This window comes from Oceanobacillus salinisoli (assembly GCF_009733865.1).
Classification (GTDB): Bacteria; Bacillota; Bacilli; order Bacillales; family Amphibacillaceae; genus Oceanobacillus; species Oceanobacillus salinisoli.
On the sequence record NZ_WOFB01000007.1, the window covers coordinates 86,826 to 103,598 of the forward strand.

General features: G+C 36.8%; 15 protein-coding genes and 2 pseudogenes. 14 read left to right on the forward strand and 3 right to left on the reverse strand.

Annotation, left to right across the window (positions count from 1 at the left end):
• Positions 1 to 9: 9 nt before the first annotated feature.
• From GMJ66_RS07095 to GMJ66_RS07160, 14 genes and pseudogenes are all read left to right on the forward strand, one after another.
• Positions 10 to 852, forward strand: coding sequence for a fumarate hydratase (locus tag GMJ66_RS07095; RefSeq protein WP_197046633.1), 843 nt, complete (start codon positions 10 to 12; stop codon positions 850 to 852).
• Between the two features lie 14 nt (positions 853 to 866).
• The gene (locus GMJ66_RS07100; protein WP_156289626.1) at positions 867 to 1,424 is read left to right on the forward strand and encodes a Fe-S-containing hydro-lyase; all 558 of its coding nucleotides are present in this window, start codon (positions 867 to 869) and stop codon (positions 1,422 to 1,424) included.
• 29 nt (positions 1,425 to 1,453) lie between these two features.
• Positions 1,454 to 2,122: a GntR family transcriptional regulator gene (locus GMJ66_RS07105; protein WP_156289627.1), complete on the forward strand. Its 669-nt coding sequence runs from the start codon at positions 1,454 to 1,456 to the stop codon at positions 2,120 to 2,122.
• Between the two features lie 46 nt (positions 2,123 to 2,168).
• Positions 2,169 to 3,026, forward strand: a complete 858-nt coding sequence (locus tag GMJ66_RS07110) for an HpcH/HpaI aldolase/citrate lyase family protein (RefSeq protein ID WP_156289628.1) — start codon at positions 2,169 to 2,171, stop codon at positions 3,024 to 3,026.
• A gap of 28 nt (positions 3,027 to 3,054) precedes the next feature.
• Positions 3,055 to 4,215 carry a CaiB/BaiF CoA transferase family protein gene (locus GMJ66_RS07115; RefSeq protein WP_156289629.1) on the forward strand — a complete coding sequence of 387 codons (1,161 nt, stop codon included), beginning with the start codon at positions 3,055 to 3,057 and terminating at the stop codon, positions 4,213 to 4,215.
• A gap of 18 nt (positions 4,216 to 4,233) precedes the next feature.
• The gene (locus GMJ66_RS07120; protein ID WP_156289630.1) at positions 4,234 to 4,764 is read left to right on the forward strand and encodes a MaoC family dehydratase; all 531 of its coding nucleotides are present in this window, start codon (positions 4,234 to 4,236) and stop codon (positions 4,762 to 4,764) included.
• A gap of 24 nt (positions 4,765 to 4,788) precedes the next feature.
• On the forward strand, positions 4,789 to 6,144 hold the full coding sequence (locus GMJ66_RS07125) for an MmgE/PrpD family protein (protein ID WP_156289631.1): 1,356 nt from the start codon (positions 4,789 to 4,791) through the stop codon (positions 6,142 to 6,144).
• 83 nt (positions 6,145 to 6,227) lie between these two features.
• Positions 6,228 to 6,410, forward strand: coding sequence for a hypothetical protein (locus GMJ66_RS07130; RefSeq protein ID WP_156289632.1), 183 nt, complete (start codon positions 6,228 to 6,230; stop codon positions 6,408 to 6,410).
• A 253-nt stretch (positions 6,411 to 6,663) separates the two neighbouring features.
• Entirely contained in the window at positions 6,664 to 8,097 is a 1,434-nt protein-coding gene (locus GMJ66_RS07135; protein WP_231514850.1) for a YfcC family protein, read from the forward strand.
• A gap of 139 nt (positions 8,098 to 8,236) precedes the next feature.
• Complete coding sequence (locus tag GMJ66_RS07140) at positions 8,237 to 9,355, forward strand: M20 family metallopeptidase (protein WP_156289633.1); 1,119 nt, start codon at positions 8,237 to 8,239, stop codon at positions 9,353 to 9,355.
• 723 nt (positions 9,356 to 10,078) lie between these two features.
• Positions 10,079 to 10,153, forward strand: coding sequence for a hypothetical protein (locus GMJ66_RS21015; RefSeq protein ID WP_331279672.1), 75 nt, complete (start codon positions 10,079 to 10,081; stop codon positions 10,151 to 10,153).
• 362 nt (positions 10,154 to 10,515) lie between these two features.
• Positions 10,516 to 10,896 carry a DUF4372 domain-containing protein gene (locus tag GMJ66_RS20605; protein ID WP_156289634.1) on the forward strand — a complete coding sequence of 127 codons (381 nt, stop codon included), beginning with the start codon at positions 10,516 to 10,518 and terminating at the stop codon, positions 10,894 to 10,896.
• Positions 10,897 to 11,020: 124 nt separating this feature from the next.
• Positions 11,021 to 11,468 (forward strand): annotated as a pseudogene (locus GMJ66_RS21170) (transposase); the annotation flags it as partial.
• Between the two features lie 597 nt (positions 11,469 to 12,065).
• Positions 12,066 to 13,149, forward strand: a pseudogene (locus tag GMJ66_RS07160) (IS4 family transposase).
• A gap of 491 nt (positions 13,150 to 13,640) precedes the next feature.
• Here the strand turns inward: GMJ66_RS07160 and GMJ66_RS07165 are convergent.
• From GMJ66_RS07165 to dctP, 3 genes are all read right to left on the reverse strand, one after another.
• Positions 13,641 to 14,153 (reverse strand): TRAP transporter small permease, encoded by a 513-nt coding sequence (locus GMJ66_RS07165; RefSeq protein ID WP_156289636.1) that lies wholly within the window; start codon positions 14,151 to 14,153, stop codon positions 13,641 to 13,643.
• A 49-nt stretch (positions 14,154 to 14,202) separates the two neighbouring features.
• Positions 14,203 to 15,534, reverse strand: a complete 1,332-nt coding sequence (locus GMJ66_RS07170) for a TRAP transporter large permease (RefSeq protein WP_156289637.1) — start codon at positions 15,532 to 15,534, stop codon at positions 14,203 to 14,205.
• 71 nt (positions 15,535 to 15,605) lie between these two features.
• Entirely contained in the window at positions 15,606 to 16,751 is a 1,146-nt protein-coding gene (gene dctP / locus GMJ66_RS07175; protein WP_156289638.1) for a TRAP transporter substrate-binding protein DctP, read from the reverse strand.
• Positions 16,752 to 16,773 lie beyond the last annotated feature (22 nt).

Genomic DNA, 16,773 nt, shown 5'->3' on the forward strand with positions numbered 1-16,773 from the left:
GTGATTCGTGTGAGGAAAATAACATATCAGGAAGTAGTTGATTGTGTCGCTACTCTGTGTCAAGAAGCAAATTATAATTTAGGTGAAGATGTATTTAAAGCTTTTGAAACAGCATTGCGTACCGAAGAGTCCCCAGTTGGAAAAGATGTACTTCAGCAGTTAGTGGATAATGCCAATGTGGCTGCAGCAGAACACGTCCCGATGTGCCAGGATACAGGTACGGCAGTTTTTATGGTGGAAGTTGGTCAAGATTGTCATATTGTTGGAGGAATCCTTTCTGAGGCTATTAACGAAGGTGTCCGCAAAGGCTATGGAGAAGGATATTTACGGAGTTCCATTGTGGGAGATCCCCTGAAACGTCAGAATACTGGTGATAATACACCTGCTGTAATCCATACGGAATTGGTGGAAGGCGATCAGATTACGATTCATATGACTGCCAAAGGTGGCGGTGCAGAAAATATGAGTGATATGAAAATGCTGAAGCCATCTGATGGGCTGGAAGGAATTAAAAATTATATTCTCGATATTGTGAAGGTTGCTGGACCAAATGCCTGTCCACCATTAGTTGTCGGTGTTGGAATTGGCGGAAATTTTGAACGCTGTGCTTTTCTAGCAAAGAAATCACTGTTTCGTCCAATTGGTGAACGGAATCCGGATAAAACAATTGCTAATTTAGAAGAAGAATTAATGGGGCAAATTAATCGATTAGGAATTGGGCCACAGGGATTAGGTGGTTCAACAACAGCACTTGATGTAAAGATTGAAGCAGAAGCATGCCATATAGCTACATTGCCTGTAGCGGTTAACTTGAATTGCCATGCCAGCAGACATCAGGTTGCTATATTGTAAAAAGGAGTAATTGTATGCTTAAAACTATTATACTGCCATTGGATAATAATACGGTAAAAGAGTTAAGAGCGGGGGATCAGGTGCGGATCACTGGAACACTATATACGGCAAGGGATGCAGCACATAAAAGAATGGCAGAAGCTTTGAAAAAGGGGCAGGAATTGCCATTTGATATAAAGAACCAAGTTATTTATTATGTAGGCCCTACTCCGGCAAAACCAGGTCAGGTGATTGGTTCTGCAGGTCCGACTACTAGTTCACGAATGGATGCATATACACCAAAGTTATTGGAGTTGGGTCTAAAAGGCATGATAGGAAAAGGATATCGCAATAATCAAGTGAAACAGGCAATAAGGGATTATAGAGCAGTATACTTTGCGGCTGTTGGTGGTTCTGCAGCACTCATTGCTAAAACAATTAAAAAAGTGGAAGTAGTCGCATATGAAGATTTAGGGACAGAAGCAATCCGAAAAATGGAAGTACAAGATTTTCCGGCTATTGTGATTAATGATATGTATGGTGGAGATTATTATCAAGAAGGTGTGGATAGATACAGGAAGTTGGGAGTATAGGAACATCAGACAAAATAGGAGAAATGAATATGTCAGAGAAACTAGATTTAAAAATAGGTGATAGAGAAATGCTGCATAATCGAGTATGCAGTGTTCTAAGAAGAGCCATTTTAAAAGGGGATTTTAAACCGGGAGAAAGACTAGTACAGACAGAACTAGCCGAGCTTATTGGGGTCAGCAGAATGCCTATAAGAGAAGCGCTTCGTACTTTAGAGATAGAAGGTTTAGTGAAAATTGAGCCACATAAGGGTGCAGTGGTTCGTCCAGTATCAAAAGAGGATATAGAGGAAATATATGAACTAAGGTCCATTCTAGAACCAGAAGCGTTAAGAAAAGGAATACATCATTTCACGAAAAATGATATTCATCAGTTGTCAGAACTCCATGAGGAAATGGTAAATACGAATTCAGGGGAAGATTTTGTAGAATTAAACATTGCGTTTCATCAACTATTAATTAAGAAATGTAATCGCCCAAGGCTTCTCGGAATTATTGAAACAATTTCAAATGGCTTTCCACAAGATACGCCACAAATTATTCCTGGGCAAATTCGAAAATCCAATCAAGAACATGAAGCAATACTAAAGGCTATTATAAATGAAGATGTAGAAAGTGCTGCGAAGTATTTATCTGAGCATATTAAGAGATCTGGTGAAGAACTTATTGATTCGATGGAGAATCACGAATTTCTATCATAAAAGTAGAGCAGCGCGTTTCTCACCTTGATAGGAGAGGAGGGTTATTTTGCTGAAATCATGGATGTTCATCCCTGGTAATAAAGACAAACATCTACAGAAAGCGGAGGATTTAGATGCAAATGTCCTTATTTATGATCTAGAAGATGCCGTAACTATTTCTGAAAAGGAAGATGCCAGATTAAAAGTTTCCAAGATTATTCAAGAAACAAATGGGAAATTGAAATTTGCCCGAGTTAATGACCGAATGACTCCATACTTTATAGATGACTTGTTGGCAATAGTACAGGAAGGCTTAACTGGTATCATTCTGCCGAAAGTTAATGCGAAAGAAGATATCGTTATTGCAGATTATTTATTAGATTCTCTAGAGAAGAAGCATCAGCTTCCACCTGGCCAAATTTCGATTGTACCACTTATTGAAACTGCTGCTGGTCTTTTTCATGCTTATGAAGTTGCTTTATCAAGTAAGCGAATACATTGTTTGGCTTTTGGTGCGGAGGATTTTAAAATGGACCTTCAAATTAGCTCCGATATCGAAGGAACAGAATTATTGTATGCCAAATCGAAACTGGTCGAGGTGTCACGGGCAGCTGGGATAGAAGCTCCAATCGATACCGTATATACAGACTTCAGAGATGAAGAAGGATTAAGGAAAGAAGCACAGCTTGGAAAAAGGCTAGGGTTTCAAGGAAAATTATTAATTCATCCGAACCAAATCCATATTGTGAACCAGGTTTATTCTCCTTCTAAAGACGAAATGGAAGAAGCGAAACGAATCGTGCAAATATATAACGAAGCTAAGGATAGAGGCGAAGGTGCAATACAGGTTGATGGGAAAATGGTTGACATCCCTGTGGCTGAAAGAGCAAGGAAGCTATTGTTACATGCAGATATTAATCAATAAATAGAAAAAAGGATGAAGGAGGAATTAGATGCTACCGTTAGAAGGCGTTACAGTTGTTTCTTTAGAACAGGCAATAGCCGTTCCTTTTGCCACACGACAATTAGCGGATTTAGGTGCACGAGTTATTAAGGTAGAACGCCCTGGATCAGGAGATTTTGCAAGAAATTATGATACTACGGTAAATGGAATGTCGAGTCATTTTGTTTGGTGTAATCGCTCTAAAGAATCGATTGCCCTTGATTTAAAAACGGATGAAGGGAAGGAAGTTTTAAATAAATTATTGGAACAAGCAGATGTTCTTGTACAAAACCTTGCTCCAGGGGCATTGGAGAGAATGGGTTTCATTCCAGAAGAATTAGTAGAGAAGAATCCACAGCTTATTATTAGCAGTCTCTCTGGTTACGGAAAAAATGGATCCTATGAGCATAAAAAAGCCTATGATCTGCTAATTCAATGTGAAGCAGGGTTAGTATCTGTAACTGGAAGTGAAGACACGCCATCCAAAACAGGAATTTCGATAGCTGATATCGCTGCTGGAATGTACGTTTATTCAGGAATATTAACAGCACTCTTAAATCGGGGAAAAACCGGTAAAGGAACGATCATGGAGATTTCCATGCTGGAAGCTCTTGGAGAGTGGATGGGCTTTCCGATGTATTATTCCGTTTATGGAGGGAAAGAGCCAAAACGTACAGGTGCAAGTCATGCTACGATATATCCTTATGGACCGTTTAAATGTGGGGATGACAAAACCGTATTTATCGGATTGCAAAATGAAAGAGAGTGGAAAAAGTTCTGTGATATGGTTCTGGATAATTCCAGCCTGGCAACAGATGCTAGATTTGATAATAATTCCAAGCGATCAGAGAATCGGGAAGAGTTAAAAGATATGATTGAAAAATCATTTGAAACATTGAATTCCGGAGAGGTTATCCATCGTTTGGAAGATGCACAAATTGCCAATGCAAGGCTAAATAATTTGAAAGACTTTTATAATCATCCACAACTTGCGGAACGGGATCGCTGGACAACAGTGGATACACCCGTTGGAGAAATTTCAGCGCTTAAGCCGCCTGTCACTATAATCGGGATGGAACCAGTTATGAATCCAGTACCGGAATTGGGTGAGCACACAGATAAAATATTGGAAGAACTAGGATTTAAGAAAGACTTTGTTAAAACAAATTGAAATATAGGGAGGATAAAAATGAGTGTAAAAGATGGATGGAAAGGCCGTTTTTATGAAGATTTTCAAATCGGTGATATCTACCCTCACCCATTAGGCAGAACTATTACAAAGACAGATAACATATGGGTGACATTATTAACGCAAAATACAAACCCGATTCATTTTGATGATTATTATTCAGAACAGACAGAGTTTAAAAAGCCATTAGTGGATTCAACCTTTACATTAGCACTCGTTACCGGTCAATCCGTGACAGATATTTCACAGAATGCAATGGCAAACCTAGGCTGGGATGAGGTACGTCTTCCAAACCCTATATTCGAAGGGGATACCATATATTCTTATTCCGAGGTCCTTGATAAAAGGGAATCCAAGTCACGTCCGAATGTTGGAATTGTAACTGTAAAAACAGTTGGATATAACCAAAGGGAAGAAGTAGTTATTACGTATAAGCGGACCTTTATGATTTATAAGAAAGAATTTGCACCAAATAAAACTAATGATTTATTGGATAGAGTCTTAGAAAAAGAGCATGTTCGTTCAGATTAATCAGTTAATTGGGAGGGAAGAAGGATGGGTTTAAGTAAAGAGTTGGCAAATTATATTATAGATACGAATTATGAGGATTTGCCTGAAGAGGTTGTGGAATTCACGAAATTATGTATACTAGACTATTTCGGATCGGCAATTGCAGGTTCTAATAAGGCTCCTATTCAGATGGTTCATGACTTTGTAGTTGAGATGGGAGGAGCACCACAAGCTACGTTAGTTACAGGTGGAAAAACATCCGTAGCACAAGCTGCACTAGTAAATGGTGCGGCAAGTCATATTGTTGAATTAGATGATATTCATAAGGCTTCCATTATCCATGCTGCAACAGTCGTTGTACCTGCTGCTTTAGCTGTGGCGGAGTGGAAGAAATTATCAGGTAAAGATTTGATAACAGCTGTTGTAATCGGTTATGAAGTTTGTTATCGAATTGGGGAGGCTGTCACTCCTTCCCATTATTATTACTGGCATAATACGGCAACATGTGGAACTTTTGGTGCGACTGCAGCAGTTGCTAAACTATTAAACTTAAATGAAGAACAAATTGTTCATGCTTTAGGGAGTGCTGGAACACAGGCAGCTGGTTTATGGGAGTTTATTGAAGATGGGGCGATGTCTAAACAACTTCATCCAGGTAAGGCGGCCATGAATGGGGTAATTAGTGGTTTGCTAGCTCAAAAAGGTTTTACTGGCGCAAGTAAAATATTAGAAGGAGACCGGGGATTTTTCCGGGCAATGAGCGAATCTTTTGATGAAGGTACTGTGACAAAGGATCTGGGCAATAAATTTAAGATTTTAGAAAATGGATTCAAGATACACGCATCTTGCCGACATACGCATCATGCGATGGACCTAATGATTGAATTAAAGAATGAAAAAGGCATCACGGAAAATGATATCGAGAGTATTCGTGTGAAAACGTACCAGGTAGCACTTAATATTACAGATAACGATAATCCTCGAACAGAATACGCATCTAAATTCAGTTTGCAATATTGTACGGCTTTAGCAATAGTGAAAGGTGAAGGTAGATTAGATGCATTTAATGAAGAAACATTATGGGATTCAACCATTCGGGATATGATGAAAAAAGTGCAGGTTGTAGTAGATCCTGAGATTGATAGTAATTACCCTGAGAAGTGGGGAGTGAAAATTGAAGTTACTCTCACAACAGGAGAGACGATTACAAAGCAAACAGATTATCCTAAGGGAGATCCTGAGAATCCGGTCACAGGAATTGATCTGCGTGATAAGTTTTTGAAATTAACAAATGGATTACCAAGTGATGTAAGCAAGTTTATGATTAATGAAATACTAATCTTAGAAAATGTTAATGAAGTGGAAACTGTTATGGAGTGTTTCAACAAGGAAAGGGTTTAATTGTCCTTGCTACAATACCGAACCTTTTGAATTGTTCGGTATTATTTGTTTAATTTCACACCATATAAATAGGAGGTATGGTAATGAAGGGAGTAATTCAGAACGGAATTATCGATGCAGATGTTCATCCTTGGATTAAGGGTGATATTAAAGGTTTACTACCGTATTTGAGTAAATCTAGGCAGAAACATTTTGAGGGGAGAATGGTTCTTCCTGACCATTCTTTTTGGCAGGAGCAACTTCCATACGTCATGATGCAGCACTAAATCGAGTTCCGGAGCTCTTTACCTTTACATTGGATAACGTTACCACATCACGAATTTATTGGTGAATTCTATTAGCATCTATACCTCCAGTTAAGTCTAATTCAGTTTCAACCATCTCTGCTTTACTGCAAATAGTTTTTATCTATTGACCAATCACATATCCTGACTGGTAGTATCTAATCAGAGATGACGTCATTATACAAATGTTTTGAGAACCTTAAGTTCTGAATGAAAATAAAAAAGGAGGAAGAATATGAAGAATATGAAGAATATGATGAAGAGAAAAGTGAATAGTTCTAATAAGAAATTTGCTATGCCTGATGCGTTTATTATTATTTTTGGAATAGTGTTTCTCGCCGCAATCGCGACATATTTTATTCCTGCTGGTTCATATGAAAGAGAGACAGTTAATAACATTACCCAAGTTATTCCTAATAGTTATTCACTTGAGGAATCAAATCCAGCTAATTTAATGGATCTATTTAAATCAATACAATTAGGAATGATTCAGTCAGCACCTATTATATTCTTAATATTTATAATAGGTGGTATAGTAGCTATTATAGAATCAACAGGGTCTATTAATTCTGGTATTAATACCTTAATTGTAAAAACAAAAGGTCGCTACATGCTATTGATTATAGCTGTAGCTGCCGGCTTTGGTCTAATAGCTACCCTTGGTGTTGTTCCCAATGCTGTTATAGCATTTATACCAATTGGTATAGCACTGGCACGTTCTCTTAATCTAGATGCGATTGTTGGCGTAGCAATTGTGTATTTAGGATATTATGCTGGAATGGTTGCCGGAGTATTTGATCCTACCATACTTGGTTTAGCTCAAACTATAGCCGAATTACCATTGTTTTCTGGTATCGCCCTGCGTATCGTTATATTTATAGTTCTTATTACAGTCACGATAACATACATTAATTTTTACGCAAAAAAGGTTAAAAATGATCCATCAAAATCTTTGATGGGGGACAAGCTGTTTACTGATAATTATGATGAAGCGGCTGCAACAGTGGAAAATACGGATTTTACTGGAAAACAAAAATTGATTGTGTTGACGTTCTTCACATTTATTCTCATCTTTGTATACGGTGCTTTTAACTATGATTGGAGTATAAATGAACTTGCAGCAATATTTTTAATAATGGGAGTAGTTGTCGCCCTCATAGCAAAAATAACACCTAATCAATTTATAAAAATATTTATGGATGGAGCGAGATCACTCGTTTATGGAGCTTTGGTCGTTGGGATCGCGCGAGCAGTTATTGTTATTATGGAACAGGGAAATATTCTTGATACCATTGTTCATGCTGCAATAGTTCCGTTAGAATCAACTTCACTATTTATAGGTGCACAATTACTATTTGTTTTCAATTTGTTTTTTAATTTTTTGGTCACTTCAGGTTCAGGTCAAGCATCAATAATCATGCCATTAATGGTTCCAATTGTTGATTTATTAGGTTTAACAAGACAAACTGGAGTACTCATTTTAAAATTAGGAGATGGATTTACGAATACCATTACCCCTACATCAGGTGTGCTTATGGCCGTATTAGCGGTGGGGGGTGTTCAGTGGACAAAGTGGGTTAGGTTTGTTTTTCCATTATTATTAATGTGGATTATTGTCGGCGTTATTGCTATAGGCTTCGCGACTTTAACGGGTTATGGTCCTTTCTAAGATGAATTACAAACAAACACGGATCATTATTTTATTTTAATACTTCCGGAAAATATAGAAACGTTAATGTTGGAACATAAGAGTAGAGATAGAAATAGAAACTCAAAAGGAAAATAAAACAAGAAAGGATACATGCTAAATGAAAACTTTGAATTACTTAAAATTTCATCAACAAGAAATATTAGATGATTTAGAGAAATTAGTTAAACATGACTCTCCATCGCTTCATAAAGAAATGGTTGATGAATGTGGGCAATTTCTAAAACAACTAATTACTGAAAGGTTGAAAGTTGAAATTATCGAATACCCAAATACGAATTCTGGAAACCATATTAAATTTGAGTTCGGTGAAGGTGATGAGCAAATCTTAATTCTAACACATTACGACACTGTATGGGAAAAAGGTGCATTAGATTTTAAAATTGAGGGTGAACGTGCGTATGGGCCTGGTATTCTTGATATGAAAGGAGGAATTATACAAGGATTTTGGGCATTGAAAGCCATTAAAGATTTACAGTTAACTCCAAATAAAAAAGTTGTCTACTTACTAACTTCTGATGAAGAGGTATTTAGTCCAACTTCAAGAAAACTGATTGAAGATGAGGCGAAGAAAAGTGAAGTAGTTTTAGTTTTAGAGCCAGCAGCGGAATCGGGAGCGTTAAAAGTAGCAAGGAAAGGAGCAGCAAAATTTAGGTTACGTGCAAAGGGAATTTCCTCTCATGCAGGACATGCCCCAAACATTAATGCAAGTGCAATACATGAAATTGCACGTCAAATTATATATTTAGAAACACTTGCTGATTTTGATCAAGGAACTTCAATTAATGTTGGTGTAATAAAAGGTGGAGAGTTGAGTAATGTTGTATCTGATTATGCTGAGGCAGAAATAGATATTCGTTTTTCTAAGGAAAGCGAGGGTGTGAGAGTTGAAAAAGAGTTGTTTAATTTACGACCTAAACTGAAGCAAACAAAAATTGAAGTTACAGGTGGAATTAACCGACCTCCTATGGAACAAAGTAAAGAAGCGGTCAAATTGTTTAAAATGGCTCAGGAAGTTGCAAATGATTTAGGCTTTAAAATTACCGGGGAATCAGTAGGTGGAATCAGTGATGGAAACTTCACAGCTGCTTTAGGAATACCAACATTAGATGGTTTAGGATCAGTTGGTGAAGGTCCTCATGCTATTCATGAACATATCATAATTGATGAGATTCCTAAACGAACTGCGTTATTAGCTGATTTCATAGTAAAGTTATAAATTCTCAATAACCATTTATGTTAATATTTTGAAGGTTAACACACATATATAGGGGCATTGAAATTCAAATATAGAAATTGAAGAAATTGAATAATCAAATCAATATTGTCAAATGCTTTCATTTTAGCGTTAATAGGTACACTCATATAGGTGTTTTGGTCTGATAGAAAGTACTAGGTAGGAAACCGGCAAATCCAGGTAAATCATTGGGTTTCACTCGGTTTCCTACCTTTTTCACGACAAGCATGTTCAACACTATGCTGTTCTTGCGAGTCGGATAAAGAGCAAGCCAACCTTCCCCACTGCGTTTTCGCCAACGTTCTTTGGGGTTCAAACAAAGAATGGAAGTGATTTTCATGGAAAAAAATCTATGAAGTCGTAAAAATTCAACAGTTAGTAAAGGAAGATGAAATGATGAAGGTGTGGGTGATTCGTTCCCCTGATAATTGTGCGATGTCGCTAGAAATTATATTGGAAATGAAAATCGAGAGGTATTCCTGGTTATGTGCCTGAATACGAAAAATGGTGTTATCGCTGTCAATCGCTGCCATATCGGTTCCAACAACGCAAGCATCGTTTCGCCAAGAGAAGTATTTAAGGCCGAATCCTCAATAATGCAGCTTCAATTATTGTCGCGCATAACCATCTCAGATTTGACCCTTCACCAAGTAAGGAGATATTCATGTTACCAGAAGGCTGGGGGATGCAGGAAAGTTGCTAGGGATGGAACTTTTGGATCATCTTATCATTGGTGGGGGAGCAAGATTTGTCAGCCTGAAGGAAAAAGGCTATACCTAAGCAAATAAGGGGATTTTCCCCTTATTTGGTTGGTTTTTTATTGTTTTAATTGGGTGTTTTTCTAAAGAATTCTATCTTTTTATCGAACCTAAAAGAATATATTCAAATTGCTTTCTCTGTATTTGACATCTTCAGATTATTCAAGCTGATAAAAGAGTCGATTGATTCCCTCGGGGATTAGTCGGCTTTTTTTTGTCTAGGAAATTACACTAGCGTTGCATTAAATTTTTGAACAGAAGTCAAGCAATATATTTTTTGTTAAAATTATTAATCTTAGCAATTTTCGCTATAAAATTCCACAAAAAAACCTTATAATTAGGGTATGGTAGTCCTGTCCAATTCCCTAACTATAAGGAGTTACGATGGACAATAATACCATAAAAACTGTATTCAAGGAATACATTTATCCATTAGATTCAAAAGTGATACAAAAAATGATTGACCATGCCCAGATTGATAAGTATGTTAAAAAGTTGGATTTACTGACAATTACGAACGCTTTTATCTATGCTCAGCTGAAGAATCTAGATAGCCTTCAGCGGATAAGTGATACGATAAAACGCAAGAAAACAGTTCAAAGACTAGTTGGAATAGAAAGCATTAGTAAATCACAGCTTTCTCGAAAAAATAAAGATATCCCACCCGAAATTTGCCAGGTGATCTTACATCATTTAATTCAGAAGCTACACACCAACTTCTTGGTCCCAAAAAGGCAGACAAGGCACTTGGCAAGCTTCATTTGATTGATTCATCAACAATTTCTATGTGCCTTAGCCAATATGAATGGGCAGATTTTCGAGAAACAAAAGCTGGGGTAAAGATGCATACCCCATTCATTTTTGCGATGGTGTTTCTTACCCAAATGAAATGATTCTAACACCTGCAAGGCCGGCAGATGAAACACAACTGGATGCATTAATCGTACCGGATAAAGGTGTACTTCATGTATTCGACCGTGGCTATTTCAACTTTAAAAAGTTTGATATTTATTGCGGAGAAGGTATTCGCTTTGTGACACGAATTAAGAGTAATACCGTTGTACACGTCATCGAGGAACTACCCGTTGACCCATCTTCTCCCATTTCACGACATGCGGTCGTAAAAATTGGAAACATGAAGTATCCATTGCAGTTAATAGAAACACTAGATAGTGAGGGGAATAAAATCTTTATTGTGTGTAATGATGCAAAGATAAGTGCACAAGAAATAAGTGATCTCTACCGAAACTGCTGGCAAATAGAATTATTTTTCAAGTGGGTAAAGCAACATCTCGTTATCAAAAAATTGTATGGAAAAGGTGAAAATGCCGCATATAACCAACTTTACTTAGCTATGATTACGTTCTGCTTAACCCTTTTAATGAGAATTAAATTAGGCTATAAGGGCACCTTGTTGGAAATGCTAAATTGGGTTCGCGACTTCTGGTCAAAATCAATGAAAACCTTTATTACTGAAATATTCAAGGAACCTGAACGTTACTCTAAAGGCCGACGAAGGCTGGAACACGAACGTATTTTTGAAGAAACCTTAGCACAATATGAATCAGGAGATGGTTTGCATTTGGATGATCTAACCTACGATCCAATCGTTTAAAAAGATACAGTATTCATAAAATGGATGAAGGACTACCTTTAAAGCCCATTTATCCTTTTTTCTTTAACATAACAAAAATACTATCAGAGAATTATGGCAATTGGTTTGATATAAAAAATTAATGGTTGACTTCATCTATACTTTTTTATGCAACGCTAGTGATTTGGAATAAATCATATCACTAGCGTTGCATTGATTAAATCCGAAAATATAAAATACTAAAAATGTTCAATTTTTAAGCGTCTTATGCATAAAAAAATCCTTTATAATGAATAGGACGGGTGGCTTCCTGTCCAAATCCAATTATAAAGGAACTGACATGGACAAGAATACACGATTATCATCATTTGGTAAATGGGTTTCACCCATTAATTTTAAAAAAGTTTTTGAACAAGTTGAAAACCTGAAACAAGATTATTACACAAAGAAACTAACTACAGAAGCCTATATTAAACTTTTTCTTTTTGCACAGCTACATAAAACGGAGAGTCTTTAGGCGATGAGTGATGCGTTGCTTGATGATGATTTTCAAAAGGCGCTGGGTTTTGAATCCATCAGTGCGTCACAACTATCACGTAAAAATAACGAAATCGAGCCTTCCATCCTGGCTACCTTGTTTCTGGATCTTGTCTATCAGATTCAGGGGTTTCATCATAAACACTTGAAATGGATGCCGTTAAAAATCACTGATTCCAGTACGTTGCCTCTCAATCTAACCAATTATAAATGGGCAAAATTCCGTAAAACAAAAGCGGGTGTAAAGCTTCATTTAAGGCTTGTATTCATGGATAAGAATATGGTTTATCCAGAGAATGCAGTTATCACTGTAGCCAAAGAACACGATAGGAATCAGTTGGAAATCCTTGTAGGACAAGGAAGCCATGTATGTGTTTGATTGTGGCTACGTAGATTATGAGCGATTTGATCAAATGACAGGTGATGGCTATTTCTTTGTTTCCAGACTGAAGAAAAATGCCGTTATTCGCGAGGTTCATTCCTTTTCACTACCGCCTGAATCTACGGTGTTATCCGATAAAAATAGTCTATATTGGTTCCACACAAAACTGAAGAATGTATTCTGATTGCTGGAAGTAGTGGACACAAAAGGAAATGTCCTTCGTTTAATCACCAACCGATTTGATTTAAGTGCGGATGAGATTAGCGAAATCTATCGATCACGTTGGGCGATTGAGTTATTTTTCAAATGGCTAAAACAACATGTTGAGATAAAACATTTTTATGGGATCAGTGAAACAGCTATACAAAATCAAATTTATATAGCACTCATCACCTATTGCTTACATGTACTGATTCAATTAAAAACAAAAAGTAGAAAGTCCTTGCTTCAAATCAGTCGCTGGTTAAAGGCGGTACTATGGAAACCAGCCTATATTTGGCTGTGACGTTTTGAAAGTCAAACCATTCTATAATATAAGTTTTGTCGTTGCCCCTTTTGGAAATAATTTTATATAATTTTCAAAAATGGATAGAGCCCCCTTTAGTTGGACTTTGACTTTTTGGCAAAAATTTCAGGAGTGTATTTTACAGAATTTTGCAACTCCATTTATGCAATGCTAGTGAAATCATATAAGTATTAAATTAGAGGGGATTCATACCTTGTTTTAGGACGAAAGAAAGTCTCTATAACAAAGAAAAAGAGATGAAGTTTGTGGGAAACGTAGCAGTTATCAAGCCATAAAAGTAGGGATACGCTTATTTTTTTAATAATTTTATATGGAAAATGGGAACAGGACCAATTAAGGATCAGTTCCCATTTTTAAATTTAAAAACTAAAATTAATTAGGAAAATTTTAACTTAAGTGTTTCTGTTTCCATTGATGTAATTCCAATGGGCTAAACCCACTGTAAAGACATCCATAACTAAAGGAAACTATCACTCTTTAAAATTTAATGTTGGTTTTTCTGATTGGAAGTTTTTAATGATTAAAAAGAAAATCTCAATGGATAGTAATAAAAATCCTAATGGTACAAAATAAAGGATAGGATAATATGGAATTATTGTACCCTTCATACTAAAACCAAGGATTTCTTCTGTCCCTGTGAGTGCATATTGAAACCCATAGAATGTCAGTAATAAAAATAAAATCATCTCTAATATCAATAATGCAATAAATATATTACGTTGATGTCCAATTTTTAGTTTAACAACAAACATTTCAACCCTCGGCATAATCCCCGAACTGTATGCAAAGGCTAAACCTGGAAAAAAGGCTAGAGGCATAAGAAGATATTCTGTAATTTCATAACTACCTAGTACACTAGAATTCAACATATTTCGTAGTGCTACATCCGCAACGATAAATAGCATCATTATAAAGATTGTGCTACCGCTTAAAATTAACCCACCAATTTTTATTTTATTAAATATTTTGTAAGCCGCAATCAAGCTTCTCCCCCCTTATTTTTTCAAAATAGAACTCATTACATTTAAGTGCTCACATTAAACTAGGAAGCCAGGTAACAAGACCAGGGAAAGCAATCAATAATCCACAAATTACAATAGCTAGTGCAACAGCAATTAATAATGATTGACGGAATAACCTTTCAATTGGAATTCCCGTGACACCTGAAACTGCATAAACACTGAGTCCAACTGGAGGTGTAAGGAGACCAATCGTACAAATGACTGAAACAAGTATACCAAACCAAAGTAAATCGACATTCATCTCTACAACAATTGGTAAAAGAACTGGTGTCGCCATAATAATTACTGCGCCACCTTCAACAAACATGAAGAGGGCAAAGTAAATCAAGGACAACAACACTAATACAAGGGCTGGATATTCAATAAGTGGTCCCAATGCATTGATGAGGGCTTTCGGAAGTTGCGATACCGTTATGAATCGGCCGAAAATTTGAGCTGTTACCATGATGAGCAAAACCATCGTTATTATTTTCACTGTTCCAGCAAACGATTCAACAAAAAATGATCTGTTTACCTTCCCTAAAAAAAGTGCCATAATAAAGCCAACAAACGCTCCAACTGCACCTGCTTCCGTTGGAGTAAATACCCCCGAATAAATGCCGCCAAAAATAATGATCACCATAACTAGACCAATAGCAATAATAAATAGAGAACGTGCCACTGTTAATTGTGGTTGTTCTCCTTCCTCATCCCCGTTCTCTTTTTCTGCTTCTAACCCAGCGGCGATTTGTTTACCACTTCGATAATGAAGAAATAGCATTACTCCTATGATTATGAGTGTCATCAATATCCCTGGAATAATAGCCGCAATAAAAAGTGTACCTATTGGTGTTTCTGTTACAACCCCATATAAGATTAATATAATACTAGGTGGGATGATCCCTGATAATGATCCAGCGGCTGCAATGGTTGAGCCTGCAATATCATCACGAAAACCGTGTCTCTTTAATTCTGGAACTGCGACTTGTCCTAAAGCTGCAGATGACCCAGATGTAGATCCCGATACAGCCCCTAGAAAGGCCCCTATGATGACAGTTAACACACCTAACAAACTTGATTTCCCTTTAGATAGTTCATAAACAATAGCATACATGTCACGAACAATTCCTGATTTCACGACAAATTGCGCCATTAATACAAACAAAGGAATCGTAGTTAACGTATAACTTGCAATCTGGTTATAAGGGTCACTTTGTAAAAAAGAAGTAATATAGGATGGACCCTCCAATAATACAATCCCGATTATTCCAATACTTAGAAGTACGGAATGTACATGCAGGCCTGAAAATAAAAGTAACATAAAAAGGAAAAGCATCAATACAATAAAAATTTCAATTGGCATCCTAACACTCCCTTCCATTAAAATTTAAATGTAATGTATGGAAAAGGAGGATTCCCTTTTCCTTTTAAACTTTATTCAATTTCCATGATAGATTCAGGTACCGTAATACCTTCTTCCACAATTAAATCTCTCCAAAGCTTAGCCATTTCTTTACCTGGTTGGCCGTTTTCCTCTTGCTCATCAATCCATTCAAACCAAGTATCTTCCACACCTTTTTCTAAAAGTTCTTGTGCTTCTTGGTCAAGGTTCTCTACACCTTCAAAAACCGCTCCTCTATCTTCTGCATTCTTTCTATTCTCCTCAGAACGTTCCATCCAAAGTTGGGCGCCTTCAAGGATTTGCTCATAAGAAGTTTCTTCCATAATTTGCTGAATCTCTTCTGGTATCGTATTCCATTTTTCTTCCGTCATGGCCCACATACCTGCATAGTGCCCAAGGTTAATCCCCTCGAGTGTAAAAGTAAAAGTATCTTGCAATCCATAACTAGTCCAGTCGGAAATACTAAAGAAGCTCCCTTCAAAAGCTCCACGGTTGATGGCATCAAACATTTCTGTAGATGGCATGGATATCGTATTAATCCCTACATGCCTTGCAAATAACTCGTGTACTCTTGATGGTGAACGGAGGGATACATTTTTAAAGTCTTCTGCTGTTTCAAAAGTGTAGTCTTTAGTTGATATAACGTATTCTTCTGTAGTAGGTGTAGCAAATACTTTTAATCCCCTATCTTGGTATTCGATTTCATTAAATGTCTTTCCATCCATTATTTCACGGTCACTTTTTACCAGTTCAGCATAAGCTTTTGTCGCACGCAATGTATCTGTATCCAACAACGGTAGCATTGTGACTTCGCTTAAAGGAAAACGCTGTGGATCGTAGAGTGGCCAAAGCGGAGCTGCAATATCAATAGTCCCATTATTAAGAGCTTGTAATTCTTCGTTAACTGGAATAAGTTCCCCGTTTGTATAGAATTCAAATTCTACACGCCCATCTGTTCTTTCTTCGACTTTTTCCATCCAAGGCTGGAAATATCCTCCCCACCAACCGTTTTGTGTACTTAATGCAGATGATAGTTTTAATACAATTGTGTTTTCATTATTCCCATCAGAACTTGACGATTCTGAATCAGAGCCTGAATCTTCGCTTGATTGCTCTACACATCCGGAAATTAATAAGACAAAAAATAATAACAAAATAAAATTTAGCCACTTTTTCAATCTTAACCCTCCAATGTTTTGA

Coding starts and splice junctions, on each gene's coding strand:
- GMJ66_RS07125 (WP_156289631.1), top strand. CDS start 4,789: ATGGGTTTAAGTAAAGAGTTGGCAAATTATATTATAGATACGAATTAT.
- GMJ66_RS20605 (WP_156289634.1), top strand. CDS start 10,516: ATGGACAATAATACCATAAAAACTGTATTCAAGGAATACATTTATCCA.
- GMJ66_RS07170 (WP_156289637.1), bottom strand. CDS start 15,534: ATGCCAATTGAAATTTTTATTGTATTGATGCTTTTCCTTTTTATGTTA.
- GMJ66_RS07105 (WP_156289627.1), top strand. CDS start 1,454: ATGTCAGAGAAACTAGATTTAAAAATAGGTGATAGAGAAATGCTGCAT.
- GMJ66_RS07115 (WP_156289629.1), top strand. CDS start 3,055: ATGCTACCGTTAGAAGGCGTTACAGTTGTTTCTTTAGAACAGGCAATA.
- GMJ66_RS07120 (WP_156289630.1), top strand. CDS start 4,234: ATGAGTGTAAAAGATGGATGGAAAGGCCGTTTTTATGAAGATTTTCAA.
- GMJ66_RS07140 (WP_156289633.1), top strand. CDS start 8,237: ATGAAAACTTTGAATTACTTAAAATTTCATCAACAAGAAATATTAGAT.
- GMJ66_RS07135 (WP_231514850.1), top strand. CDS start 6,664: ATGAAGAATATGAAGAATATGATGAAGAGAAAAGTGAATAGTTCTAAT.
- GMJ66_RS07130 (WP_156289632.1), top strand. CDS start 6,228: ATGAAGGGAGTAATTCAGAACGGAATTATCGATGCAGATGTTCATCCT.
- GMJ66_RS07100 (WP_156289626.1), top strand. CDS start 867: ATGCTTAAAACTATTATACTGCCATTGGATAATAATACGGTAAAAGAG.